The sequence below is a fragment of the Amycolatopsis eburnea genome (assembly GCF_003937945.1).
Classification (GTDB): Bacteria; Actinomycetota; Actinomycetes; order Mycobacteriales; family Pseudonocardiaceae; genus Amycolatopsis; species Amycolatopsis eburnea.
Genome location: NZ_RSEC01000066.1, coordinates 175,730 through 200,291 on the forward strand (window position 1 = coordinate 175,730; position 24,562 = coordinate 200,291).

Genomic DNA, 24,562 nt, shown 5'->3' on the forward strand with positions numbered 1-24,562 from the left:
ACGCAGACTTCCGGGCGGCCCGTGAACGTTCACGGGAGCGTTCACGGCGCTGGCGGAGAGGACTCCATGTCGTACGTCGAAGACCCGGGCCCGGGCCACGGTTCGGTACCGCCGCGCGCGTCCTTCACCTCCGACGCGCCGTCGCTGTCGCTGAACGGCACCTGGCGGTTCCGGCTCTCCCCCAGCATCGCGGCGGCCCCGGACCCGCTCGAAGCCGACGACTCCGGGTGGGACGAGCTCCCGGTGCCGTCGCTGTGGCAGCTGCACGGCCACGGCGCGCCCGCTTACACGAACGTGCACTACCCGTTCCCGGTCGACCCGCCGCACGTCCCGTCGGACAACCCGACCGGCGACCACCGGCGGCACTTCGACCTGCCGGACGACTGGCCGTCCGGGCCGGCGGTGCTGCGCTTCGACGGGATCGACTCGTGCGGGCGGATCTGGCTCAACGGCACCGAGCTGGGCGTCACGAAGGGCAGCCGGCTGCCGTCGGAGTTCGAGGTCGGGCCGCTGCTGCGGCCCCGGGACAACGTCCTCGTCGTGCGCGTGCACCAGTGGTCGGCGGGCAGCTACCTCGAGGACCAGGACATGTGGTGGCTGTCCGGGATCTTCCGGTCGGTCACGCTGCTGTCGCGCCCGGCGGGCGGCATCGGCGACTACTGGGTCCGCGCGGACTACGACCACGTTTCCGGGCTGGGCACGCTCCGCGTCGAGACCGGCCCGGACGTCGTGCTGGACATCCCTTCGCTGGGCATCGCGGGCCACCCGGCCGGGGACCCGCTGGAGCTGCCCGTCGAGCCGTGGACCGCCGAGACGCCCCGGCTGTACGAGGGCACGCTGTCCACCGCGGCCGAACGCGTGCCGGTGCGGATCGGCTTCCGGACGGTGTCCATCGAGGACGGTCAGCTCAAGGTCAACGGGCAGCGCCTGCTGCTGCGCGGGGTGAACCGCCACGAGCACGACCCCCGCACCGGGCGGGTGGTGTCCCCGGAGACGGCGCTGGCCGACGTCCTGCTGATGAAGCGGCACCACGTGAACGCCGTCCGGACCAGCCACTACCCGCCGGACCCGGCGTTCCTGGAGCTGTGCGACGAGTACGGGCTGTGGGTGATCGACGAGTGCGACCTGGAGACCCACGGCTTCGGGCCGCTGGGCTGGGAGCGCAACCCGAGCGGCGAGCCGATGTGGACGGACGCCTACCTGGACCGGATGCGGCGCACGGTCGAACGCGACAAGAACCGGCCGAGCGTCATCCTGTGGTCGCTGGGCAACGAAAGCCACACCGGGGACAACCTGGCGCGGATGGCGGACTGGGTGCGCCACCGCGACCCGACGCGGCCGGTGCACTACGAGGGCGACCACGACTGCTCCTATGTGGACGTCCACAGCCGGATGTACGCGACACCGGACGAGGTCGACCGGATCGGGCGGCGTGAGGACGACAACGAGCGGCGCCGTGACCTGCCGTTCCTCCTTTGCGAATACGCGCACGCGATGGGCAACGGGCCGGGCGGGCTGCTGGAGTACCGCGAGCTGTTCGAGCGGTACCCGAACTGCCAGGGCGGGTTCGTCTGGGAGTGGATCGACCACGGCCTGGCCGTCCCCGGCCACTTCGCCTACGGCGGGGACTTCGGCGAGCCGCTCCACGACGGCAACTTCGTCATCGACGGCCTGCTCTTCCCGGACCGGACGCCGTCCCCGGGGCTGACGGAGTTCGCGAAGATCATCGAGCCGGTGCGGATCGACGCCGGCCCGGCCGGGATCCGGGTCTCGAACCACTACGACTTCGTGTCGACCGAGCACGTGACGTTTTCGTGGGTTCTTGAAGACGAGGGAATCGCCGTCGCGCAAGGGGTTCTCGACGTCCCGGTCGTCCACTCCGGACAGAGCGTCACCGTTCCGCTGCCGCCGTTGCCGCCGTGTGCCGGTGAATCCTGGCTCACCGTTTCGGCGTCGCTGGCTTCGGCGACGGCGTGGGCACCCGCCGGGCACGTCGTCGGCTGGGGGCAGCTGCCGGTGTCGCCGGCGCCCGCCCGTCCCGCGCCGCCGGTACGCGGCCCGGTGTTCCGCACGGCCGGGCAGCTCGTCCTCGGCACCGGCGAGTTCGACGCCGCCACCGGTGCGCTGACGGCACTCGGCGGGCACCCGGTCGACGGCCCGCGGCTCGACGTCTGGCGCGCGACCACCGACAACGACCGCGGTTCCTCGCCCGGCCCGGCCGAGGCATCACGGTGGTTCGAGGCGGGGCTGCACCGGATGCAGCACCGGGTCATCGCGGTCGACGCCGACGGGGACGAACTCGTCGTGCGCACCCGGGTCGCGCCGCCGGCACGGGCGTTCGGCCTGTTCGCGGACTACACGTGGACGGCCTTCGACGGCGGCCTCCGGCTGCGCGTCGACGTCACCCCGGACGGCCCGGTACCGGACACGCTCCCCCGGCTCGGCCTGGCGATGGCGGTCCCGGGCACGTTCGGCTCGGCCGAGTGGTTCGGCGGCGGCCCCGGCGAGGCGTACCCGGACAGCCGCCAGGCGGCGCGGATCGGCCGGTTCTCCAGCAGCGTCGACGGCCTGCAGACGCCGTACGTCTTCCCCCAGGAGAACGGCAACCGCACGGCCGTGCGCTGGGCGCGGTTCACGGGCCCGGACGGCACCGGCCTCCGCGTCGACGGCGACCCGACGTTCGACTTCACGGCCCGCCGCTGGACGTCGGCGGCCTTGGAGGCAGCGCGGCACACGGACGAGCTGGAGTCCGGGTCGCTGGTGCACCTCACGCTGGACGTGGCCCAGCACGGCCTCGGGACGGCGGCGTGCGGGCCCGGGGTGCTGGCGCCGTACCGGCTGGTACCGGGGAAGACGTCGTTCGCACTGACGCTGCGGCCCGTGGCGGGTGGTGTCGCAAATTGAGACCGCGGGACGCGCCCGGATGCGGTGTCGTGGGAGGGTGCCCGCTTCCACGACGACCCCTTCGAGCGCCCGGCGGCTGACCACCCCCGGCGCGCTGGGCCTGGCCGACCTGGTCGGGATCTTCGACGACCTGCAGTTCACGCTCGAGTGCTGCGACCGGCTGATGACGGAGTTCGCCCGCCCGCGGGTGGACGACGTGGTCGTCGAAGCGCTGTGGGTGTCGGCGCTCAACTCGTACGCCCGCTGCTTCCGCACCGGCGACCGCGGCATGGGACTGACCGTGGCGGACGTCGAGGCCACCGGGGTGCCGGGCGAGGTCGCCGAGTGGCACGCGCTGCTCGGGCGGCTCCGGGACTTCTCGCTCGACGGGCCGGTCAACCCCCGCGAGACCTACTCGGTGGGCGTCTCACAATCCCCCACCGGCGCGGCCTCGGGCGTCGTCATCACGTCGGCGGGACGGCCGCTGGTGGACGACGTCACGGTCCGCCAGACCGGCCGCCTGGTCTTCGAACTGAGCCGGCTGGTGGACGAGCGGATCAAGGAACACCAGCAGAAGGTCTTCGAGGCGGCGGCCAAGCTGACTCCCGCCCAGCTGGCGGCGCTGCCCGCCATCGAGGTTGCGTCTCAATAAGTCTCATTAATGCGTCTCATTATTCGACGCCCGGCAGGTGGCGGTAGATCGTGGCGCGGGAGACGCCCAGCGCCGTCGCGATGTCGGACGGCGCGTGGCCCGCGTCGTAGAGGCGGCGGGCAGCTTCGATCGTCTCCGGGCTCATCACCGTCGGGCGGCCCCGGCGGGCGCGGGGCCGGTCTTCGGCCACGGCGTACAGCCGGTCGACACCGTCGAGGACCGCGGCGCGCAGCTCGGCCACCGGGGCGTCGGCGAACAGCACGACCGGGTCGCTGAGCATCGCGATCGCCTGTGCCGCGCGGACCCGGCCGGCCAGGTCCGCGTCCGGGCCCGCCACCAGGCGGTTCGCCGTGAGCATGCCGTCGCGGAAGCGCTCGAACACCGCCGTCGACGCGGTCAGCCCGAGGTCGCGCAGGTTCATCCGCAGCAGGTAGCGATGAGCCAGCCAGACGCCCAGCAGGCCTTCGATCGCCGCCGCGCGCGGGTCCGCGGCCTCCGCCGCTTTCGCCATCGCCGCTTCGAGGTCGTCCAGGAGCGGCTCGGCGAGGGCCGTGACGATGTCGGCCTTGCCCGGGAAGTGGTACAGCACCGCGGTTTTCGTGACGCCGACGCGTTCGGCCAGCTCCCGGACCGACGTCGCGTGGAAGCCGCGCTCGGAGAACTCCTCGAGCGCGGCGCGCAGGATCCGGGCGCGGGTGTCGTCGGTCATCGCCCGAGCCTAGCCGCTTGCCTGACCGTTGGACAGGAGCGTACGGTCATCACTGACCGATGGTCAGGACCTTGATGGGGGTAACACCATGACCGAGCAGACCGCACTGATCTCCGGCGCGGGCGTCGCCGGGCCGACGCTGGCGTACTGGCTGGCCCGCGCGGGCTTCCGGCCGACCGTGGTCGAGCGCGCCGCCGGGCTGCGCTCGAGCGGCAGCCCGGTCGACGTGCGCGGGCCGGCGTCCCGCGTCGCCGAGCGGATGGGCATCACGGCGAAGCTGCGGGAGGCGAGCACCGACGCGACCGAACTGAAGTTCGTCGACGACGCGGGACGGCGCACCGGCCGCGTCGCGCTGGGTGGCGACGGCGGCATCGAGCTGCCCCGCACCGACCTCGCGGCGATCCTGCACGACGCCGCTCGCGCGGACGCCGAGTTCGTCTTCCACGACTCGATCACCGGGCTGCACCAGGACGGCGGCGGTGTCGACGTCACGTTCGAGCGGGGCGCGGACCGGCGGTTCGACCTGGTGATCGGCGCCGACGGCCTGCACTCGAACGTGCGGCGCCTGGCGTTCGGGCCGGAGCACGCGTTCGTCGAGCACATGGGCGTCTACATCGCGACGCTCCCGCTCGCCGAGGCCGCGGCCGACGCGACGTCGATCGTCATGTACAACTCGCCGGGCCGGGCGCTGGCGATCCACCCCTCGCGCGGGCGCGGCATCGCGGCGTTCATGTTCCGCGGGGCCGCCGTGCCGGGGTTCGACCACCGCGACTCCGCGCTGCACAAGCGCATGCTCGCCGAGGCGTACGAGGGCGCGGGCTGGCGCGTGCCGGAGCTGCTCGAGCGCGTGCGCGAGGCGGAGGACCTGTACCTGGACTCGGTGAGCCGCGTGCGGCTGGACGGCTGGTCGTCGGGCCGCATCGCGCTGGCCGGCGACGCGGCGTCGTGCGTGTCCCTCTTCGGCGACGGTTCGACGCTGGCGATGGCGGGCGCGTACACCCTCGCCGAGGAACTGGGCCGGACCCCGGGCGACCCGGCGTCGGCGTTCCGGCGGTACGAAAGCAGTCACCGGAAGCTGGTGGAACCCAAGCAGCGCAACGTTTCCGCCGCCGCGAGCCTGCTGATCCCGGCAACGCGGGGCGGCCTCGCGGCCCGCAACTTCGGCACCCGCCTGCTGCCCCTGATCACGGCCGCCCGACGGCTGGTGCCGGCCCGCGCCGCCTGACCCATGCGCCCCAATGTGGCCTTGGTTGCGTCTGACGCACCCAAGGTGGCCTTCGGTGCGTCAGACGCACCGAAGGCCACCTTGGGGCGCTTGGTCCCGTCAGCTGCGCAGCATCGGCGGGTACAGCAGCTCGGCTTCTCCCCGCCGGTACAGCTGCGCCGGGCGGCCGCCGTCGCGGGTGGTCGTGCGGCCGGTCGGGGCGAGCAGGCCCGCGGTTCCCGTCACCTTGCGGTGGAAGTTCCGCGGGTCCAGCCGGGTGTCCCAGACCAGCTCGTACACCCGGCGCAGCTCGGCCACGGTGAACTCCGGCGCGCAGAACGCCGTGGCCAGTGGTGAATACTCCAGCTTCGCCCGCGCGCGCTCGACGCCGTCGGCCAGGATGCGGTCGTGGTCGAACGCCAGCCGCTCGGCCGCCAGCGCGCGCACCGGCACCCAGCGGGCTTCGGCCGCGTCCGTGCCGGCCGACGGCACCGGCAGGTCCGGCGCCAAGGCCAGGTAGGCGATCGTGACGACCCGCAGCCGCGGGTCCCGGCCCGGTGCCCCGTACCCGGCGAGCTGTTCGATGTGGACGGACCCGGGCGCCAGCCCGGTTTCCTCCGCCAGTTCGCGCCGCGCCGCGTCGGGGAGGTCTTCGTCCGCCCGGACGAACCCGCCCGGCAGCGCCCACTCCCCTGCGTACGGCTCGATCCCGCGGCGCACCACCAGCGCGCACAACTCGTCCCTCAGGGTGAGCACGACGAGGTCCACGGTGACGGCGAACGGAGGGTGATCCATGCCACCACCCTACCCGTTAATCGTCATCTTGACGATTACGCCTCGCGCCCCATATCGTCACACCGACGATAAGAGGAGGACCTCATGGCCGACATCGACCGCCGCTTCGGCTTCCGGCACCTGCGGGGCGCGCCCACCGTGCACATCCGCCACTTCCGCCGCGGCAAGCTCGCCCACGACGGCGTCGGGCTGTCGTTCTGGTACCGGCCGCTCACCGCGGTGGTGTCGGAGGTGCCGGTCGACGACCGGGAGCTGCCGCTGCTGTTCCACGCCCGCACCGCCGACTTCCAGGACGTCACCGTCCAGCTCGCCCTCACCTTCCGCATCGAGGACCCGGCGCTGGCCGCGCAGCGGATCGACTTCTCCATCGACCCGGACACCGGCCGCTGGCGGGGCGATCCCCTCGCGCAGATCAGCGGGCTGCTCACCGAGAACGTCCAGCAGTACGCCGTCGAGGTCCTGACGCGCACGTCGCTGGAGGTCGCGCTGGTCGACGGCGTCCAGGCGGTCCGCGACCGGATCCGCGCCGGGCTCGCCGACGAGGACACGCGGCTCGCGCAGACCGGCTCGGCGGTCGTCGACGTCCGCGTCGTCGCCATCCGCGCCGAGCCGGAGGTCGAGAAGGCGCTGCAGACGACCGCGCGGGAAAAGGTGCAGCAGGAGGCCGATCGGGCGACCTACGAACGGCGGGCCCTCGCCGTCGAACGCGAACGGGCGATCGGCGAGAACGAGCTGCAGAACCAGATCGAGCTGGCCCGGCGCGAGGAGCAGCTGCTCGCCCAGCGCGGCGCGAACGCCCGGCGGCAGGCCGAGGAGGCCGCCGCGGCGAGCCGGATCGAGACCGAGGCGCAGGCGTCGCGCAAGGAACGCCTGACGCAGGTCGACGCCGAAGGCAAGCGGGCCCTCGGTGAGGCCGAGGCGGCCGGCGAGGCCGCGCGGCTGGCGGCGTACCGCGATCTGCCCGAAGGCGTGCTCACCGGGCTGGCGCTCAAGGAGCTGGCCGGGAACCTGCCGAAGATCGACAGCCTCACGGTGACCCCGGACCTGCTCGCGCCGCTGCTGACCAAGCTCGGCGTGCGGTCGTGAGCCTCGCCCCGCGCGTCGTGCTCGTGCACCGGCGCACCGAACTGGACGAGCTGCTGGCGCGGCACGGCACGCGCGGCCAGGCGGAGTTCTTCCTGCGCACGCGCGGCCGCGACCTCGCAGAGGTGACCGAAGCGGACGCCGCCCTGCGCGCCGCGCTCAAGACGGCGTCGGCGGCGATCCCGCTCGACTGGCGCCGCGGCGAGGTCGAACGCGCCGACCTCGACCGGTTCCTGTTCACGCCGGAGGACATCGTCGTCGTGGTCGGCCAGGACGGCCTGATCGCCAACGTGGCCAAGTACCTCGACGGGCAGCCGGTGATCGGCGTGACGCCGGCGCGGCCCGGCGTCCTCGTCAAGCACCCGCCGCACGCGGTCGCGGACCTCGTGCGGAGCACCGGCGACGTCGAGCACCGGACGATGGCCGAGCTCACCGCGGACGACGGCCAGCGGTTGCTGGCGCTCAACGAGATCTACCTCGGGCACGCCGGGCACCAGACGGCCCGCTACCGGCTGGGGGTCGGTGGCGGGCCGCGGGAACGCCAGGCCTCGTCGGGAATCCTCGTCGGGACGGGCACCGGCGCGACCGGCTGGTGCGGCTCGGTGTGGCGGGAACGCCGCAGCGGGCTGCGCCTGCCCGCCCCCGGCGAGGCCCGGCTGGTCTGGTTCGTGCGCGAGGCCTGGCCGTCGCCGACGACCGGGACCGAGCACACCGAAGGCGAGCTGACCGGGACGCCGCTGACGGTCGAGGTCGAGTCCGACCGCCTGGTCGCGTTCGGCGACGGCCTCGAAGCCGACACGGTCGCCCTCACCCGCGGCCAGACCGCCACCTTCGTCCCGGCCGCGAAGACCGTCCACTTGGTCCGGTGAACACCTGCGACACGATGCGGCAAAGACGTCACATCCGCGGGCCGCTCCCGGCAGAATGATCTCCTCCCCGAGAGAGCGCAGGTGGCCGGGATGACGTGGGTGGTGTGGGTGCTCGCCGCGGTGGTGATCGCCGTCGCCGGGTTCGGGGCGGTCGCCGTGCCCCGGTGGCGGGAGCGCGACGAACGCCGGCGGGTCGCCTGGTCGGCCGCACGCGCGGCGATCGACAGCGCCGCGGTCAGCCGCGACGCGGCGGCCACTTCCCTGCCCGAAGCCGAGCAGCTGCTGACCCGGGCGGAGACCATCGCGGCCGCCCGCGGCGGGGTGCGCGCGGCCAGGTCGGCCGAGGACCACGCGCGCCGCGCCGACCTGCTCTGGCAGGCCGCCCGTGCTTAGGCGCTGGCCGGAGGTCCTCCGGTGGACCCTGCTCGCGGTGGCCGTCGGGGTGCTGGTGACGTTCCTGCTCGTGCAGCGGCAGAGCACCTACGTCAGCTACGGCCAGGCACCGGCGCCGGCCAACCCGATCCCGGAGGGCTCGGCGGGCGAGCTCAGCGGCGCGACCCTTCCCTCGGCCGAACAGCTGTCGGCGATGGTGAAGAGCTCCCCCGTGGTCCGGCTGCCGGGCGCGATCGCGACCTGGGACGACCACGCCGTCCGCGCGGCGGCCGGGACCGCGGAAGTCCGGATCATCGCGGCGCCACCCGGGCTGCCGAAGGACCTCCGCGAACGGGTGCGCAAGGCCGGCGACGACGCGGTCCGCATCCTCGGCACCGAGGTGAGCGGCGGGATCTACGGGGTCTCGTCCGACCGCGCGGCCGAGTGGATCCGCCAGTTCGGTACCGGCGACGTCACTTCGCCGCTGGCCACGCTGGTCGCGAAGCTGAACCACCAGCCGGATCCGCCGGACCGGCCGCCGCTCGCGCGCCGCGACCCGACGCCGGCCGAACTGGCCCCCGTCACCGCCGGGCTCCGCGGCACCGGCCACTACCTCGCACCCGGGACGACGGCGAAGACCCCACCGGCGACGACATCGGCGTTCCCCGGCGCCCAGCCGCTGTACGTCGTGCTGCCGCAGCAGCCGCCGGGCGGGCCGATGGTCCACTTCGGACCGGCGCTGGCCCGCGAGTTCCCCGGCCGCCCGGTCGTCGTCGTGTACGGCTCGTGGGTCGAGTACGACGGACCGTCGGCCGCGGAGTTCGCCGACGTCGCCTCGGCCAGCTTCTACGGCCAGTTCGGCGATCGGCTCAGCAAGTACGCCTACCCGCAGAGCACGGTCCTGAACGCGTGGCTGGACCGGGTCACGGCCATCCGGTACGCCGGGTTGTTCGACCGCCCGCTGCCCTACACCCCGTTCGACCCGCTGCGCGTCGCGCTGCCCGCGCTGCCGTGGCTGTTCGCCGCCTGCGCCGCCGGGTTCCTGATCCTGTCCGTACGCCAGGTGCGTCAGCCCGCGCGGACCGTCCGGACGCCCGCGCGCCTGGCGGGTCTCACCGCGCTCGCCGTGGAGGTCTCCGGTCTCACGGACGGTGAGTCGGCCGCGTCGCTCACCTGCGGGATCACCCGGCTGACGGCCGCGCGGGAAGCGTTCGACGAGCAGCTGCCGGACAAGCACGTCCAGGAGCTGCTCGACCAGGCGGAGTCCGAACTGGACACCACGGCGGAGCTGCTCGGCCGGGCCGACTACCGGCCGGCCGCGTTCCTGCGGGGGAGGCTCGCGTGAAACGGTTCTTCGGCAGCGCCTTCGGCGTCGCGGTACTCGGCTGTCTCGTGCTGGCGGGCTGGGCCTTGTGGTCGGCTGGGGTGTTCGACGGCCCGATGGCCCGGCAGCTGCGGACGTCGTCGGTGTACGCCGCGCCCGGCGTCGCGGTCGACCAGGCGGCCGCGGAGCGCGTGATCGGCAACCGGCGGCTCGCCGTCGCGTTCCTCGAACCGGGCGCGGACCTCGGCGACGAGTGCGACAGCCTGTCCGGCGCGATCGACGGCACGCTGGGTCTCCTGCTCAGCCGGGACGGCGACGAATACGACAAGTACGGCTGCTCGCGGCTGCCCGGGTACGACGACGAGAACTTCGGCAAGGCCTACGTCGCGGAGTCGATGATCGGCAACGGCATCGACGGGTTCGCCGACCGCCCCGCCGACGCGCTGAAGGTCGCGGTCGTCAACTACGACCTGCTCGTGCGCTCGGGCGCGATACCCGACGGCGGCCGCACGGTCAGCCCGTCGCTGCCCCGGTACCTGGTCGCGGCGGCCGCGGTCCTCGTGGTCGGCCTGGGTGCGCTCGTGCTGTACGTGGCCGGGCGCCGGACCGCGCGGGCGACGCTGGCCCGCCGCGAGCGCCGGGACGCCGAAGCGGACGCGCGGGCGGAGCTGGCGTCGGTCGCCGCGGTGCTGGCCCAGCAGATCATCGACCTGGACGAGCGGTTCGCGCGGGAGCCGGGCAAGACCAAGTTCACCCGCGGCTACCGGCGTCTGGTGTCGGACTACGCGAACCTCCTGCCCCAGCTCGACGGCGAGACACCGGAGCTGCGTGCCCGGGCCGACGAGCTGCTGGCCCGGGCACGCGAGCTGGCCGCTCAGGTGCCGTAGCGGGATTTGACGATCGACGGCGTGTCGAGGTTGCGGCCCGCGTCCATGTTCTGGGCCAGCCGGAGGTACTGGCCCTCGGCCCACATCAGCGGGCCCGCGCTGCCGGTCGGGCGGCCGAGCCCGAAGCACCCGACGTCGCCGCGGTCCCAGACCTGTTCGGGCACGAAGTACCCGTCGTTGGCCGAGTCCGCCATGGACTTGAGGTACACCGCGGCGGAGCGGCCGTTGGCCAGTTCGTACTGGCCGCGCTCCCCCGACAGCACCGGCCACAGCCTGCCGAAGCGCTGGCTGCCGCCCGCGGGCCAGCCGCTGCAGTTCGCGGTGCTCTCGCCGTAGTTGTCGTGCGGGTAGCGGTGGAAGTAGACGTCGCCGTTGGGCAGCGTCACCTGCATCGCGGAGTTGCCGTCCGACGCCGCCGCGGTCGGCGCGATCGAGTTGGCGATCGTGGTGTCGCCGGCCGGGCGAATGCCGAGCCGCACCAGGTCGAGGAAGCCGAAGTCGGTCACGTCGTGTTCGTAGAAACAGCCTTCGTCGAAGCAGATCGTCGCGCCGTCGTTCGGGTTCCCGGCGCGGTCGAGCCGTTCGTAGTAGGTGTGGCCGCCCCAGTAGCCGGACGTCGTGACCGTCCACCCCGCCAGCGAGTTGCGCCACGAGTCCGCTGTGGACTCCCACGTGGACGCGCTCGCGGTGTCGCCGTTGGCCCGGGCGATCGCACCCGCGGCGATCAGGCCGGCGATCTCGGCCGCGACCGACGACGGCGACTTGCCGTACTGCTCTTCCCACCGCTCGGTGGTGTCCGGGCCGGTCGCGGTGATGTGGTTCGCCGTCGTCTTGACCTTGGCGTAGGTCGAGGCGTCGGTGAGGCCGGTCAGCCACGCGAGCAGGATGGCGTCGGCGTCCTGGTCGAGCTGTTCGCAGCAGCCGAGCTGCTGGGCGCTCGCGCCGGCGACCCCGGAAACCGGGCTGTAGCGCGGGAACGAGCCCGCCGGGTAGGTCGTGCCGTCGCCGGCGGTCGGGCTGCCGATCCACTGGGAGTTCCAGAGGAACTGCGCCATCCGCTTGGCCTGGGCGCTGTCCCCGGCGGCGAGCAGGCCGGTCGCCTGCTGGTAGAGGTCGCGGCCCCAGACGCGGTGGTAGCCGTCGTTGAGCTGGTCGCCGTTGGTGAAGTTGCCCCACGGCGTGGCCAGGCCGGCGACGCTCGCGCCCGGGTGCTGCTTGTCCTCGGCGGTCTTCAGCGCCATCGCGGCGACGTAGTACGCGCGCCGCCGTTGCGTGTCGCCGGAAACGCTCGCGGGAGCGGGTTTCAGGCTGCCGACGTAGGAGTTCCAGCCACTGCGGTAGGACGCCGAGACGCTGGAGAACCCGGTGCTCAGCGACCCGCTCGCGGCCGAGGTCGCGGCCGCCGCCGTGCTCCCGAAGCCGAGCGCGACGGTGAACGTCGTGTCGGTCCCGACCGGGATCTGTCCGCATTGGACGACGTTGCCGGTGCCCGAGACGTTGTCGAACTGGTTGTTCAGGTTCTTGTCGGCGCGCAGATCGGCCAGGCAGTCGCTGCCCGCGCCGGTGTAGCCGTTGTCGTGCGCGGTGAAGCCGGTCGAGGCGCGCAGGGCTTGCACGACGGTGGTGGCGGTGCCGCCGAACAGCGTCTCGGTGCCGCTCGCCACCAGGCCGCTGCCGTCCCACCACGCGTTGTCGTTCGCGCCGCCGCCCGCCATCGACGGATTGGCCAGCAGGTAGAGCCGGTAGCTGCCGCCGTCGAGGGACTGGAACCGGGTGTTCGTGACGAGGGTCGAGCGGGCCGGGTCCGTGACGTAGTCGGTGGTGATCCGGTACTTCCCGCTCTTGGCGGTGTTGGTGACCGTGTACTGCAGCGCCTTCTCGTCGGGCATCGTGACGACGTGGTTCGTGTTGTCGCGTTCCAGGTCGACGAAGGTCGAGCCGTCGGTGACGACGAACTGCATGTCTTGCGTGTTCGGGACGTCGGCGCGGGGGTAGAAGACCTCCGACGTCACGCCGTCGGCGACGGTGAACCACACCGGGCTGCCGGCCGTAGTCGAGGTGCCCAGCGCGGACTTGTTGCCGGTCGCCCAGGACGCCCCGCCGCCGCAGCAGTCGGTCGCGGTGCCGCTCGCCAGGGCCGTCCCCTGGACGAGCCCGGCGAGCAGAACACCCGCTCCCGCGCAGGCCAGGACCGCTTTCCACCTGATCATTTCCGACCTCCGACGGCGTTGTCGTCAATATGTTGCGAGCCGCAACATATTGAGCCACCGACGGGTGACAAGCAATGTCCGATCAGACTGGATCGATCCAGCCCTCCGCCGGACGGCGCAGTGGCGTCATCGCTCGCTGTCGAGGTGGCCGAGCTGCGCCTCGGCGTACCGGCCACCCGACGCGGCACCGGGCGGGACGGCGGCGTCGATCTCCGCGAGGTCGGCTTCGGTCAGTTCGACGGCTTCGGCGCCCAGCGACTCGGCGAGCCGGACCCGGGTCCGGGCACCCACCAGCGGGACGACGTCCTCCCCCTGCGCGGCGACCCAGGCGATCGCGAGCTGCGCGGTCGTCACGCCCTTCGCGGCGGCGAGCTTGCCCAGCGCGTCGGTCAGCTCCAGGTTGCGGTCGAGGTGCTCGCCCTGGAACCGCGGGCTGTGGCCGCGGAAGTCGCCCGCCGTCAGTTCCCGCGACGGCGACCAGTGCCCGCTCAGCAGGCCGCGCGACAGGACGCCGTACGCGGTGACGCCGATGCCGAGCTCGCGGGCGGCCGGCAGGATCTCCGCCTCGATCCCGCGGGAGAGCAGCGAATACTCGATCTGCAGGTCCGAGATCGGGTGCACGGCGGCGGCCCGGCGCAGGGTCTCGGCGCCGACTTCGGACAGGCCGATGTGCCGGATGTAGCCGGCCCGCACCAGCTCGGCGAGCGCGCCGATCTGCTCCTCGATCGGCACCGCCGGGTCGAGCCGGGCCGGGCGGTAGACGTCGACGTGGTCGGTGCCGAGGCGGCGCAGGCTGTAGGCGAGGAAGGTCTTGATGGCCTCCGGGCGGCTGTCGTAGCCGAGCCAGCTGCCGTCCGGGCCGCGCAGCGCGCCGAACTTCACGCTGATCACGGCGCGTTCGCGAGCGCGGCCGCGCAGCGCGTCGCGCAGCAGCAGTTCGTTGTGGCCCATGCCGTAGAAGTCCCCGGTGTCGAGCAGGGAGACCCCGGCGTCGAGGGCGGCGTGGATCGTCGCGACCGACTCGGTTTCGTCGGCCGGGCCGTACAGGTCGGACATGCCCATCAGGCCGAGGCCGAGGGCGGAGACGGCCGGACCGGTCCGGCCGAGCGTGCGGGTACGCATGGATCACCACTCCTGTTTCCGTTGATACTGAACTCAACGTATCACCGATACCGAAGTAGTGCTACCGAAGTTTTGTTACCATCGGAACCATGGTGACGAAGACGGCTACCAGCCCGGCGGCGGAAACCCGCGAGCGAATCCTCCGGGCGGCGGCCGAACTGCTGGTGGCCGAGGGCCGCGACGGCCTCTCGACCCGCGCGGTCAGCGCGGCGGCCGGCGTCCAGCCCCCGGCGCTGTACCGGCTCTTCGGCGACAAGGACGGCCTCCTCGACGCGGTCGCGGCGTACGGCTTCGACGAGTACCTGACCAGCAAGCGCGCGATGGGCTCGACCGGCGACGCGGTCGAGGACCTCAGGCGCGGCTGGGACCTGCACCAGGAGTTCGGGCTGTCCCGCCCGGAGTTCTACGTCCTCATGTACGGCGACGCCCGCAAGGGCCGCACGTCGCCCGCCGCGCGCGAAGCCGAAGCGATGCTGCGCGAGATCATCGAGCGCGTCGCGGCCGCGGGCCGGCTGCGGGTGAGCGTCGAGCGCGCGGCCAGGCTGGTGCACGCGACCGGGATGGGAGTCGTGCTGTCCCTGATCGCGACGCCCGAGGCCGAGCGCGACCTCGAGCTTTCGGCGACGGCGCGGGAAACGGTGTTGAGCCGCATCCTGACCGACGCCCCCGAGCCGGCGGGTTCTGCTCTGCCGGAGCGGGCGATCGCGCTGCGCGCCGGGCTCGCCGAGACGACCACGCTCACCGACGCCGAGCGGGTGCTGATGGCGGAGTGGCTGGACCGCATCGCCGACGCCTGACCCGCGCGGGCGACGGTCTTGAATGAGTCATTCAGGACGGCTGAAGACAGGGCTTGGCAAGGTCGGGCCGGTCCGGCGGTCCGCGATGTCATGAAAGGGTCGTTCATGTCGTCTGGCGAGATGAACGACCCTTTCATGACATCCCTGCGGTGCCGAGCAGACCATGCGGCCAGGCGACTCTGCCGCCGGTCACCCGCTCGCCGGCGCGGCTTTGCCGGGCCTCTGACGGCTGAAGTCCTGAATGACTCATTCAGGACACTGGGGCGCGGATCAGCGGGCCACGTGGTCGGCCGCGATCCGGCAACCCAGACGGCCACCGGGGCCCGGGCCACGCGGACAGCCGCGACCCGGCTAGCCAGACGGCCACCGAACGCGGATCGCGAGGCCACGTGGTCGGCCGCGGCCCGGACAGCCAGGCGACCCAGCAGCTTTCCGGGCCACGCGGACAGCCGCGACCCGGCAAGTCAGACGGCCACCGAACGCGGGTCGCCAGGCCAGGCGGTCAGCCGCGACCCCGGCGAGCCAGGCGACCACCCATCGCGGCTCACCGAGCCACGTGCTCAGCCGCGATCCGCCCGGCCAAGCGCCGCAGCAGCGGAGCCGCCTCCGCCATACAGCGGGCCGGGTCCGGCTCCACATCCGTCAGCGCATACGCCGCCGAGATCCCCGCCTCCGCCAGCTCGGACGCCGACAGCAGACACCTCCCGGAAACAGCGACACACGGAATCCCCGCGGCCGCCGCAGCCCGCGCCACCCCGGCCGGGGCCTTCCCGGACAACGTCTGCCGGTCCAGCGACCCCTCCCCGGTCACCACCAGCGAAGCCCCGGCCAGCGCGGACTCGAACCCGAGCAGCGACAGCAACAACGAAATCCCCGGTCGCATCCGAGCCCCCAGCACCGCCATCGCCGCGAACCCCACTCCCCCGGCGGCCCCCGCACCGGGCCGGTCCGCGAACTCCGGACCGGCGATGGACGCCCAGTGCCGCAGCGCCGAATCGAGCGTCTCGACGTCCGCAGGTGAGGCGCCTTTCTGCGGCCCATAAACAAAAGCAGCCCCGGACGGCCCATAGAGCGGATTGTCCACATCGCTCGCCAGCTCGATGTCCACTCTGGACAGACCGGACACGTCCAACGACGCCAGCCGCGCCAAGGCCGCACCACCGAACGGAAGTTCACGGCCCGACGAGTCCAGAAGCCGGGCCCCCAGCGCCGTCAGCAAGCCCGCGCCGCCGTCGGTGCACGCGCTCCCGCCCACGCCCAGCACGATCCGGCGGCACCCGGCGGCCACCGCCGCCGCGATGACGTCGCCCGTTCCCGCGCTCGTCGCCGTGAGCGGCGCCGGCGCGCCGGGCAACCGGTGCAGCCCGGACGCCTCCGCCAGCTCGACCACCGCCGTGTCCCCGCGAACCGCGTAGGACGCCGTCACGGGCACCCCCGTCGGGCCGCGGGCCGGGACCGTCACCCGCTCGTACCCGGCGGCGACGGCGGCGTCGACCGTGCCGTCGCCGCCGTCCGCCACCGGGAGGGTCGCGACCTCGAGCGAAGGGCAGGCGTCGGCGAGGCCGTCAGCGACCGCCGCCGCCACTTCGGCCGCGGTCAGCGACCCCTTGAACTTGTCCGGCGCGACGAGGACCTTCACGCGCTCGCCTTGTACGCCCGCCAGTCGCCGATCTCGGTGATGTCCCGCAGGGCGACGTGCGAGGTGTACGGCCGCCGCAGCAGCATCGCGAACGCCGAACTGCCGTCGGACAGTTCCACGACCCCCAGCTCCAGCTCGTGCGGTTCGGAGGGCAGCACCTTGTCGCGCAGGTCGTCCAGCGAGACGTCGTACACCTCGCCGGCCACCTCCGCGCCGCCGTGCGAGACCGGGTACAGCGCTGGGCACTGCGAACCGACGGCATAGAAGCGGTACTTGGCCGCCGTCCGGGCGGTGCCGATGAACGGCGAGCCGTCGAGGAGGTGGTGCAGCGGTTCGCCACGCATGGCGCCGCCGTTGAAGAACATCAGGGCCACGGGGATCTCCTTAGCGGAAGAGGGCTTCGACGCCGTCGACGGCGAAGTACACCGCGAACACCAGCGCCAGCAAGGACAACAGCCAGCCGGCCTCGCGCCACTTGCCGCGGCCGATCTTGATCAGCACGAACGCGATCAGGCCCGCGCCGACGCCGTTGGTGATCGAGTAGGTGAACGGGATCAGCGCCGCGGTGAGGAACACCGGGATCGTGTAGTCCGGGTCGTGCCAAGGGATGTTGCGGCACTGCGCGACCATCATGCCGCCGATGACGACCAGCGCGGGCGCCGCCGCCTGGGCCGGGACCACCCCGGCGAGCGGGGTGAACAGCAGCGTCCCGGCGAACAGCAGCCCGGTGACGACGCTCGCGAGACCGGTCCGGGCGCCCTCGCCGACCCCGGCCGCGGATTCCAGGAACACCGTGTTCGGCGACGAGCCGGTGACACCGCCCGCGATCGCGCCCGCGCCGTCGACCAGCAGGATGCGGCCCATCCGGGGGACCTTGCCGTTCTTCGACAACCCGGCTTCGTCCGAGACGCTGGTGATCGTGCCCATCGCGTCGAAGAAGCCGGACAGCACCAGCGTGAACAGGAACACCGTCGCCGCCAGCGCGCCCGCCGAGGCGAACCCGCCGAACAGGTCGATGTGGCCGAAGAGCCCGAAGTCCGGCGCCGCGACGACGTGGTCGGGCAGCGCCGGGGTGGTCAGGCCCCAGCCGCCGACGCCGAACCCCTCGTGCAGCACGACCGCGAACACCGTCGCCACCCCGATGCTGATCAGCACCGCGCCCGGCACCTTGCGAGCCAGCAGCACGATCATCAGCAGCAGCCCGAAGCAGAACACCACGATCGGCCAGCCGTGCAGGTGCCCGCTCGCCCCGAGGCGCACCGGGACCGTGGTCTGCGCCGAGTCCGGCATCCGGGTCACGAACCCGGCGCTGACCAGCCCGACCAGGGCGATGTAGAGCCCGATCCCGACGGTGATCGCCATCTTGAGCGGCCGCGGGATCGCGTTCATGATCCGCTCGCGGACGCCGCTGACGGCCATCAGCACGATGCAGACGCCTTCGAGCACGACCAGCCCGAACGCCTGCGCCCAGGTCATCGACGGGGCCATCTGGAAGGCGACGATGCCGTTGATGCCGAGCCCGGCGGCGAGCGCGAGGGGCGCGTTGCCGACGAGTCCCATGAGGACGGTCATCACGGCGGCGGCCAGCGCCGTCGCGGTGGTCACCTGCGCCGCCGACAGCCGGGCGCCGGTGATGTCGGCGGAGGCGCCGAGGATGAGCGGGTTGAGCAGCACGATGTACGCCATCGCGACGAACGTCGTGACGCCGCCGCGGACTTCGCGGCCGATCGTGCTCTGCCGGGCCCGCAGCTCGAACAGCTTGTCGAGCAGCGATCGCCGTTGGGGCGGTACTTCGTCGACTATTGGGGTGGGGACTTCGGTCTGGGTCATGCGTCCTGCCCTTGCCGGTGAGGGTTATTCGGGCTAGCCCGGCGCAACGGACTTGCGCGTGCAACCCAACAGGGACTTTGCGCCGGGCGACGGCTGAATAATCCTCATCGGGTGTGCTCGGCCAGGGCCAGGCACTACGCCGTGCCTGGCCGAGCGGGACGTTCGATTGGGTTGTGCTCCGGTCAGCTGGCCTTGTGGGTCAGTAGTCGGTGCGGTCGGCCTTGTCGAGCCAAGCCGCAAAGGGGGCGAAACCATCCTTCGTGGACAGTCGGGTCACGGGCACGGTCCACGTTTCGCGGGGACGGTCGAAGAGTTCGTAGAAGGCCCGGTCGTCGAAGCCGGCCTTGGCCGCGTCGTCGCGGTCGGCGGCGAAGAAGACCTTGTCCACGCGCGCCCACAGCGCCGACGACAGGCACATCGGGCACGGCTCGCAGCTGGAGACGAGCACGCAGCCGTCGAGCTTGAACGTGCCGAGCGCCTGGCAGGCCGCCCGGATCGCGACGACTTCGGCGTGCGCGGTCGGGTCGAGGTTCGCGGTGACGCGGTTGACGCCGGTCGCGACGACTTCGCCGTCCTTCACGATCAGCGCGCCGAACGGGCCGCCGCCGTTCTGGACGTTCTGCGTGGCGATCCGGACGGCTTCGTCCAGCCACTCCTGTTCGACGGAAAGCGACGTGGTCATTTCAGACTCCGGTGATGTGCTCGGGGCGGATCGGGACGCGCGGCAGTTCGAGGCCGGTGGCCGCGCGGATGGCGTTGGCGATCGCCGGCGTCGCGGAGATCGTCGGCGGTTCGCCGACGCCGCGGACGCCGTAGGGCGCGTGCGGGTCGGGGCGTTCGAGGACGTCGACGTGCATCGGCGGCATGTCGAGGATGGTCGGGATGAGGTAGTCGGTGAACGACGGGTTCCGGACTTTGCCATCCTTGACCAGGATTTCCTCCATCACAGCGAGGCCGAGGCCCTGCGCGGAGCCGCCCTGGATCTGGGCGACGACGGCGTCGGGGTTCATCGCCTTGCCGACGTCCTGGGCGCAGTCCAGCTGGACGACCTTGACCAGGCCGAGGTCCAGGTCGACGTCGACCACCGCGCGGTGGGCGGAGAACCCGTACTGCACGTGGGCGTCGCCCTGCCCGGTCTCGGGGTCGAGGGGGTAGGTCGGGCGGTGGTGGAACTCGCGGGTCTCCTCGATCGCGGTGTCGCCGAGCAGCTCGGCCAGGTCCGCGACGACTTCGCCGTCGGCCGCGACGACCTTCCCACCCACCAGGGACATGCCCTCGGCGGACACCCCGAGCCGCGCGTAGACACCTTCGGCGACCGCGCGGCACGCGTTGCGGACGGCGCCGCCGGTGACGTACGTCTGGCGCGACGCCGAGCTGGACCCCGCGTCGCCGACGCTCGTGTCGGACGGGTGCACGCTGACCCGGGTCAGGCCCAGTTCGGTGCGGGCGATCTGCTGCTGCAGGGTGACGAGGCCCTGGCCGACCTCGGCCGCCGCGGTGTGCACCATCGCCACCGGCTCGCCGCCGAGCACCTCGAGACGGACGCGGGCGGTCGAGTAGTCGTCGAGGCCCTCGGCGTAGGAGATGTTCTTGATGGTGACGCCGTAGCCGACACCGCGCACGACCCCTTCGCCGTGGGTGGTGTTGGACGCGCCGCCGGGCAGCTCGCGGATGTCGACGTGCTCACCGCGTGCGGGCGGCAGCGGCAGGTCGCGAACCCGCTGCACCAGCTCGGCCACCGGCGCCGGGAAGTCGACGACCTGGCCGGTGACCACAGTGGACCCTTCGCCCAGCGCGTTGCGGATCCGCAGTTCCGCCGGATCCATGTCCAAAGCGGACGCCAGCTTGTCCATTTGGGACTCGTAGGCGTAGGTCGGCTGGACCGCGCCGAGCCCGCGCATCGCGCCGCAGGTCGGGTTGTTCGTGTAGACACCCCAGCCTTCGATGTGCGCGTTCGGAACGTCGTAGGGACCGACGCTGAGCGTGGTGCCGTTGCCGACCACGACCGGGGTCTTGGACGCGTACGCGCCGCCGTCGAAGTACATCCTGGCGCGGACGTAGACGAGCTTGCCGTCCTTCGTCGCGCCGTGCTCGTAATACATCTTCGCCGGGTGGCGGTGCACGTGCCCGAAGAACGACTCCAGGCGGTTGTAGCTCATCTTCACCGGGCGGCCGGTGCGCAGCGCGAGCATGCACGAGTGGATCTGCATCGACAGGTCCTCGCGGCCGCCGAACGCGCCACCGACGCCCGACAGCGTCAGCCGTACCTTCTCCAAGGGCAGACCGAGGGCCTTCGCCGTCTGGCGCTGGTCGACGTGCAGCCACTGGGTCGCCAGGTAGAGGTCGACGCCGCCGTCCTCGGCCGGCACCGCGAGCCCGGATTCCGGCCCGAGGAACGCCTGGTCCTGCATGCCGATCTCGTAGACGCCGGAGACGACGACGTCCGCGGTCGCGGCCGGGTCGCCCTTCACGATCCGCTGGTGGCGGACCAGGTTCCCGTCCGGGTGCAGCTTCGGGAGGGTGTCGTCGTGCGCGGCGCGCTCGGGGTCGGTGATCGGCTCGAGGACGTCGTACTCGACGACGATCTCCTTGAGCGCCTGCCGCGCGATCTCCGGGTGGTCGGCGGCCAGGATGGCGATCGGCTCGCCCTGGTAGCGGACCAGGCCGTCGGCCAGCGCCGGGGTGTCCTGGTACTTGAGGCCGTAGACGTTCTCGCCGGGTACGTCCTCGTGCGTCAGCACCGCGTGCACGCCCGGCTGGGCGAGCGCGCGGGAGACGTCGAGGCGGACGATCCGGGCGTGCGGGTGCGGGCTGCGCAGCGTGGCGCCCCACAGCATGTCCTCGTGCCACAGGTCCGACGAGTACGCGAACTCGCCGCGGACCTTGAGCGTGCCGTCCGGGCGCAGCGGGCTTTCGCCGATGCCGCCGGCGATCGTGTCCTGTAGCTCCTGCGGGGAGCGGGCCGGCGCGCTCATCGGACGGCCTTCTTCGCGGCCGCGTCGCGGACCGCGTCGAGGATCTTCTCGTACCCGGTGCAGCGGCAGAGGTTCCCCGCGAGCGCCTCGCGGATCTCGACGTCGCTGGGGTCGGGGACGCGCTCGATCAGGTCGTGCGCGGCGACCAGCAGGCCGGGCGTGCAGAACCCGCACTGGACGGCGCCCTTCTCGACGAACGACTCCTGCACCGGGTCGAGGTCGTCCCCCTCCGCCAAGCCTTCGACGGTGACGACGTCACGGCCCTCGGCCTGGCCCGCCGCGACCAGGCACGCGCACGCCGGCACGCCGTCGAGGTAGACCGTGCAGGAACCGCATTCGCCCTGTTCACAGGCGTTCTTCGAGCCCGGGAGACCGAGCCGCTCGCGCAGCACGTAGAGCAGGCTCTCGCCTTCCCAGACGTTGTCCGCCCGACGGGATTCGCCGTTGACGGTGACGTTCACGCGCACTTCGCGCTCCCCTCGCAGTATTCGGTCCAGGCCCAGGTCAGCGTCCTGCGCGCCATGACCCCCAGCGCATGGCGCCGGTAGGCCGCGCTGCCCCGGACGTCGTCGATCGGCGACGCGGCCGCGGCGACGAGGTCACCGAAGCGGCGCTTCACCGAGTCGGTCACCGGCCGGCGCGACTCCCAGTCCAGCTCGCCGGCCAGGAACTCCTCGGCGTCCGTCGCCCGCCGGGGCGTGGGCGCGGCCGAGCCCACACCGGTGCCGACGCGCTGCTCCGCCGGGTGCAGGGCCAGGCCGAACGCGGCCACGGCGATGACCATCGCGTTGCGGGTGCCGATCTTGCTGAACTGCTGGGGACCGGTGGCCGGTTCGAGCAGCACGGCCGTGATCAGTTCGTCCGGCTCCAGGACGTTGCGCTTGACCCCGACGTAGAAGTCCTTCGCCGCCACGATCCGGGTGCCGCGCACCGACGCGATTTCGACCTCGGCGTCTGCTGCCAGCAGGGCCGGGTGCGAGTCGCCCGCCGGCGATGCCGCGCCCAGGTTGCCGCCCACGGAGCCGCGGTTGCGGATCTGCGGGGACCCGACGGTCCGCGCGGCCATCGCCAGGCCGGGCAGCTGCGTGCCCAGTTCGGCGATGATCCGGGTGTAGGGCACGGCCGCGCCGAGCCGGATCCGGCCGCCGTCGGTGCCGTGCTCGTGCAGCTCGGCGACGCGGCCGAGGTCGAGCAGGGACTCCGGACGGCGGTGGTCGAAGTTGAGCTCGACCATCACGTCCGTGCCGCCGGCGATCGGGACCGCACCGGGGTTCGCGGCGCGCGCGGCGAGCGCGTCGGCCAGCGAGGCGGGTCGGAGGAATTCCACTGTGGACGTCCTTTCGGGGCTGCTTCGTCAAGGAGTACACACGCTCGGGTGTGGCCGGGACCACGGCAAAACCCCTGAAAGCCGGGTGAATTTACGGCCCCGGTTTGTACTTTCCGACAACGCGCTGATCGCAGGCGCGGAAAGGCCGCCGCACGAGGTCAGGGTCTCGCGCGGCGGCCGTGGTCACGCGGGGTGTTACGCGGGCTCGAACTCCTTCACGGCGTCGAGCGCGGCACCCATCGCGGCGTTGCCCTCGCGCTCGATCATGATCTCCACCAGGACCGGGCGGCTGGTGCGCTCGGCCTCCTTGCGGGCCCACTCCAGCGACGTCCGGATCTCCCCCGGCTCGTGCACGCGGGTGCCGGAGCAGCCGTAGGCCTCCATGATCTTGACGTTGTCCGTGCCGTTCGAGTCGTAGTGGATGTCGACCTCGAAGTTCATGTCGTACCCGGTCTCGGCCTGGCGGATCAGCCCGAGGTACTCGTTGTTGAGCATGATCAGCACGAACCCGACGTCGTACTGGGCGGCGACCGCCAGCTCCTCGACGAGGAACTGGAACGAGTAGTCCCCGACCACGCCGACGACTTCGGCCTCGGGCCGCGCCTTCTTGACGCCGATCGCGGCGGGGATCTCCCAGCCTAGCGGGCCGGCCTGGCCGCAGACCTGGTAGTGCCGCGGCTTGTGCGCCTTCTGGAACTGGCCCGACCAGATCTGGTAGAGCCCGATCGCGGTGACGAAGTAGGTGTCCTCGCCGAAGGTTTCGTTGATCTCCTTGAAGACCCGCGGCGCCTTGATCGGCAGGGTGTCGAAGTCCTCGCGCCGGGGAAGCGCTTCCTTCAGCTCCGCGATCCGGCCGACCCACTCGCGCCGCGGCGCCACCGAGCGCTGCTCCAGGGCCGCCAGCAACGCGTCCAGGAACTCCCGCGTGTCCGAGACGATCCCGAGGTCGGGCCCGAAGACCTTGCCCAGCTGGGTCGGCTCGATGTCGACGTGGATGAACTTCCGGTCACCCCGGTACACCGACAGCTCGCCGGTGTGCCGGTCGCCGAACCGCGCGCCCAGCGCCAGCACCAGGTCGGACTCCAGAAAGGCCGCGTTCGCCCAGCGCTGCGACGTCTGGATGCCCGCCATCCCGGCAAACAGCTCGTGGTCCTCGGGGAAGCTCCCCTTGCCCATCAGCGTCACCTGCACCGGGACGTCCAGGCGCTCGGCCGCCGCCCGCAGCTGCTCGCTCGCCTCGCCGAGCACGACGCCACCACCGGCCAGGATGATCGGCCGTTCGGCCGCCAGCAGCATGTCCAGCGCGCGTTCGACCCGCGCGGGCGCGGGCTTCACCGCCGTCACGGGCAGCGGCGAGTCGATCGAGGAGTCCCACTCGATGTCCTGCTTCTGGACGTCGATCGGCAGGTCGATGAGCACCGGGCCGGGGCGGCCCGAGCGGGCGATCCGGAACGCCTCGCGGAAGATCCACGGCAGCTGCGCGGCTTCCTTGACCTGCACCGCCCACTTCGTCACCGGCTTGGCGATCTCGACGATGTCGACGGCCTGGAAGGCCTCCTGATGCAGCTTCGTCGTCGCCGCCTGGCCGGTGATGCAGATCATCGGGATCGAGTCCGCGTGCGCGGTGTAGAGCCCGGTGATCATGTTCGTCCCGGCCGGGCCGGACGTGCCGATGGCGACGCCGACGTTGCCGTTCGTCCTGGCCCAGCCGTCGGCCATGTGCGTCGCGCCTTCTTCGTGGCGGACGATCAGGTGCTGGATTGCCCGGCCTTGTAGGGCGTTATACAGCGGGAGGATCGCGGCGCCCGGGCAGCCGAAGACGGTGTCGACGCCTTCGCTTTCCAGGACGTCGACGACCGCCTGCATCGCGGGGATTCTGGGCAT

Annotated in this window: 21 protein-coding genes; 9 read left to right on the forward strand and 12 right to left on the reverse strand. The window is 72.3% G+C overall.

Features of this window, described 5'->3' with window-relative positions; translation table 11 throughout:
- Positions 1–66: 66 nt before the first annotated feature.
- Both EIY87_RS46830 and EIY87_RS46835 read left to right on the forward strand, forming a co-directional pair.
- Positions 67–2,904, forward strand: coding sequence for a glycoside hydrolase family 2 TIM barrel-domain containing protein (locus tag EIY87_RS46830; RefSeq protein ID WP_125316564.1), 2,838 nt, complete (start codon positions 67–69; stop codon positions 2,902–2,904).
- Positions 2,905–2,941: 37 nt separating this feature from the next.
- Positions 2,942–3,535 (forward strand): hypothetical protein, encoded by a 594-nt coding sequence (locus EIY87_RS46835; protein ID WP_225440446.1) that lies wholly within the window; start codon positions 2,942–2,944, stop codon positions 3,533–3,535.
- A 19-nt stretch (positions 3,536–3,554) separates the two neighbouring features.
- Here EIY87_RS46835 and EIY87_RS46840 read toward each other — a convergent pair whose 3' ends face one another.
- On the reverse strand, positions 3,555–4,244 hold the full coding sequence (locus tag EIY87_RS46840; RefSeq protein WP_125316566.1) for a TetR family transcriptional regulator: 690 nt from the start codon (positions 4,242–4,244) through the stop codon (positions 3,555–3,557).
- A gap of 88 nt (positions 4,245–4,332) precedes the next feature.
- On the opposite strand from EIY87_RS46840, the gene EIY87_RS46845 reads away from it, so the two are divergent.
- A complete protein-coding gene (locus EIY87_RS46845; protein WP_125316567.1) occupies positions 4,333–5,469 on the forward strand; it encodes an FAD-dependent monooxygenase in 1,137 nt (378 codons plus the stop codon).
- A 99-nt stretch (positions 5,470–5,568) separates the two neighbouring features.
- On the opposite strand, the gene EIY87_RS46850 is transcribed toward EIY87_RS46845, so the two are convergent.
- The gene (locus EIY87_RS46850) at positions 5,569–6,243 is read right to left on the reverse strand and encodes an NUDIX hydrolase (protein ID WP_125316568.1); all 675 of its coding nucleotides are present in this window, start codon (positions 6,241–6,243) and stop codon (positions 5,569–5,571) included.
- Positions 6,244–6,327: 84 nt separating this feature from the next.
- Here EIY87_RS46850 and EIY87_RS46855 point away from each other — a divergent pair, with 84 nt between their 5' ends.
- The 5 genes from EIY87_RS46855 to EIY87_RS46875 all read left to right on the forward strand — a co-directional run bounded on the left by EIY87_RS46855 (position 6,328) and on the right by EIY87_RS46875 (position 10,778).
- On the forward strand, positions 6,328–7,329 hold the full coding sequence (locus tag EIY87_RS46855; RefSeq protein WP_125316569.1) for an SPFH domain-containing protein: 1,002 nt from the start codon (positions 6,328–6,330) through the stop codon (positions 7,327–7,329).
- Positions 7,326–8,195: an NAD(+)/NADH kinase gene (locus tag EIY87_RS46860; RefSeq protein WP_125316570.1), complete on the forward strand. Its 870-nt coding sequence runs from the start codon at positions 7,326–7,328 to the stop codon at positions 8,193–8,195. The genes EIY87_RS46855 and EIY87_RS46860 overlap by 4 nt, the downstream gene beginning before the upstream one ends.
- A 90-nt stretch (positions 8,196–8,285) precedes the next feature.
- The gene (locus tag EIY87_RS46865) at positions 8,286–8,588 is read left to right on the forward strand and encodes a DUF6403 family protein (protein ID WP_125316571.1); all 303 of its coding nucleotides are present in this window, start codon (positions 8,286–8,288) and stop codon (positions 8,586–8,588) included.
- A complete protein-coding gene (locus tag EIY87_RS46870; protein WP_125316572.1) occupies positions 8,581–9,912 on the forward strand; it encodes a hypothetical protein in 1,332 nt (443 codons plus the stop codon). The genes EIY87_RS46865 and EIY87_RS46870 overlap by 8 nt, the downstream gene beginning before the upstream one ends.
- Positions 9,909–10,778 carry a hypothetical protein gene (locus tag EIY87_RS46875; protein ID WP_125316573.1) on the forward strand — a complete coding sequence of 290 codons (870 nt, stop codon included), beginning with the start codon at positions 9,909–9,911 and terminating at the stop codon, positions 10,776–10,778. Before EIY87_RS46870 ends, EIY87_RS46875 begins: the two co-directional genes overlap by 4 nt.
- Here EIY87_RS46875 and EIY87_RS46880 read toward each other — a convergent pair.
- Positions 10,766–12,988, reverse strand: coding sequence for a glycoside hydrolase family 15 protein (locus tag EIY87_RS46880; protein WP_125316574.1), 2,223 nt, complete (start codon positions 12,986–12,988; stop codon positions 10,766–10,768). The genes EIY87_RS46875 and EIY87_RS46880 overlap by 13 nt on opposite strands.
- A 126-nt stretch (positions 12,989–13,114) precedes the next feature.
- Positions 13,115–14,110 (reverse strand): aldo/keto reductase, encoded by a 996-nt coding sequence (locus EIY87_RS46885; protein ID WP_125316575.1) that lies wholly within the window; start codon positions 14,108–14,110, stop codon positions 13,115–13,117.
- An 89-nt stretch (positions 14,111–14,199) separates the two neighbouring features.
- Between EIY87_RS46885 and EIY87_RS46890 the strand changes: the two genes are divergently transcribed.
- Positions 14,200–14,907 carry a TetR/AcrR family transcriptional regulator gene (locus EIY87_RS46890; protein WP_125316576.1) on the forward strand — a complete coding sequence of 236 codons (708 nt, stop codon included), beginning with the start codon at positions 14,200–14,202 and terminating at the stop codon, positions 14,905–14,907.
- Positions 14,908–15,451: 544 nt separating this feature from the next.
- Here EIY87_RS46890 and EIY87_RS46895 read toward each other — a convergent pair.
- From EIY87_RS46895 to gcl, 8 genes are all read right to left on the reverse strand, one after another.
- Entirely contained in the window at positions 15,452–16,546 is a 1,095-nt protein-coding gene (locus EIY87_RS46895) for a glycerate kinase (protein WP_125316577.1), read from the reverse strand.
- Positions 16,543–16,920: an allophanate hydrolase-related protein gene (locus tag EIY87_RS46900; RefSeq protein WP_125316578.1), complete on the reverse strand. Its 378-nt coding sequence runs from the start codon at positions 16,918–16,920 to the stop codon at positions 16,543–16,545. Before EIY87_RS46900 ends, EIY87_RS46895 begins: the two co-directional genes overlap by 4 nt.
- 10 nt (positions 16,921–16,930) lie before the next feature.
- Positions 16,931–18,376, reverse strand: a complete 1,446-nt coding sequence (locus EIY87_RS46905) for an NCS2 family permease (protein ID WP_125316579.1) — start codon at positions 18,374–18,376, stop codon at positions 16,931–16,933.
- A 199-nt stretch (positions 18,377–18,575) separates the two neighbouring features.
- A complete protein-coding gene (locus tag EIY87_RS46910; protein WP_125316580.1) occupies positions 18,576–19,058 on the reverse strand; it encodes a nucleoside deaminase in 483 nt (160 codons plus the stop codon).
- 1 nt (position 19,059) lies between these two features.
- On the reverse strand, positions 19,060–21,351 hold the full coding sequence (gene pucD / locus EIY87_RS46915; RefSeq protein ID WP_125316581.1) for a xanthine dehydrogenase subunit D: 2,292 nt from the start codon (positions 21,349–21,351) through the stop codon (positions 19,060–19,062).
- Positions 21,348–21,818, reverse strand: coding sequence for a (2Fe-2S)-binding protein (locus EIY87_RS46920; protein WP_125316582.1), 471 nt, complete (start codon positions 21,816–21,818; stop codon positions 21,348–21,350). Before EIY87_RS46920 ends, pucD begins: the two co-directional genes overlap by 4 nt.
- Positions 21,809–22,678: an FAD binding domain-containing protein gene (locus EIY87_RS46925; protein WP_125316583.1), complete on the reverse strand. Its 870-nt coding sequence runs from the start codon at positions 22,676–22,678 to the stop codon at positions 21,809–21,811. The genes EIY87_RS46920 and EIY87_RS46925 overlap by 10 nt, the downstream gene beginning before the upstream one ends.
- A gap of 195 nt (positions 22,679–22,873) precedes the next feature.
- Positions 22,874–24,562, reverse strand: a complete 1,689-nt coding sequence (gene gcl, locus EIY87_RS46930; RefSeq protein WP_125316584.1) for a glyoxylate carboligase — start codon at positions 24,560–24,562, stop codon at positions 22,874–22,876.

Excerpts from the sequence above, each read along its gene's own strand:
- EIY87_RS46880 (WP_125316574.1), bottom strand. The coding sequence starts at position 12,988 with ATGATCAGGTGGAAAGCGGTCCTGGCCTGCGCGGGAGCGGGTGTTCTG.
- EIY87_RS46910 (WP_125316580.1), bottom strand. The coding sequence starts at position 19,058 with ATGACCACGTCGCTTTCCGTCGAACAGGAGTGGCTGGACGAAGCCGTC.
- EIY87_RS46840 (WP_125316566.1), bottom strand. The coding sequence starts at position 4,244 with ATGACCGACGACACCCGCGCCCGGATCCTGCGCGCCGCGCTCGAGGAG.
- gcl (WP_125316584.1), bottom strand. The coding sequence starts at position 24,562 with ATGCCCAGAATCCCCGCGATGCAGGCGGTCGTCGACGTCCTGGAAAGC.
- pucD (WP_125316581.1), bottom strand. The coding sequence starts at position 21,351 with ATGAGCGCGCCGGCCCGCTCCCCGCAGGAGCTACAGGACACGATCGCC.
- EIY87_RS46850 (WP_125316568.1), bottom strand. The coding sequence starts at position 6,243 with ATGGATCACCCTCCGTTCGCCGTCACCGTGGACCTCGTCGTGCTCACC.
- EIY87_RS46855 (WP_125316569.1), top strand. The coding sequence starts at position 6,328 with ATGGCCGACATCGACCGCCGCTTCGGCTTCCGGCACCTGCGGGGCGCG.
- EIY87_RS46890 (WP_125316576.1), top strand. The coding sequence starts at position 14,200 with ATGGTGACGAAGACGGCTACCAGCCCGGCGGCGGAAACCCGCGAGCGA.
- EIY87_RS46845 (WP_125316567.1), top strand. The coding sequence starts at position 4,333 with ATGACCGAGCAGACCGCACTGATCTCCGGCGCGGGCGTCGCCGGGCCG.
- EIY87_RS46865 (WP_125316571.1), top strand. The coding sequence starts at position 8,286 with ATGACGTGGGTGGTGTGGGTGCTCGCCGCGGTGGTGATCGCCGTCGCC.
- EIY87_RS46830 (WP_125316564.1), top strand. The coding sequence starts at position 67 with ATGTCGTACGTCGAAGACCCGGGCCCGGGCCACGGTTCGGTACCGCCG.
- EIY87_RS46905 (WP_125316579.1), bottom strand. The coding sequence starts at position 18,376 with ATGACCCAGACCGAAGTCCCCACCCCAATAGTCGACGAAGTACCGCCC.
- EIY87_RS46885 (WP_125316575.1), bottom strand. The coding sequence starts at position 14,110 with ATGCGTACCCGCACGCTCGGCCGGACCGGTCCGGCCGTCTCCGCCCTC.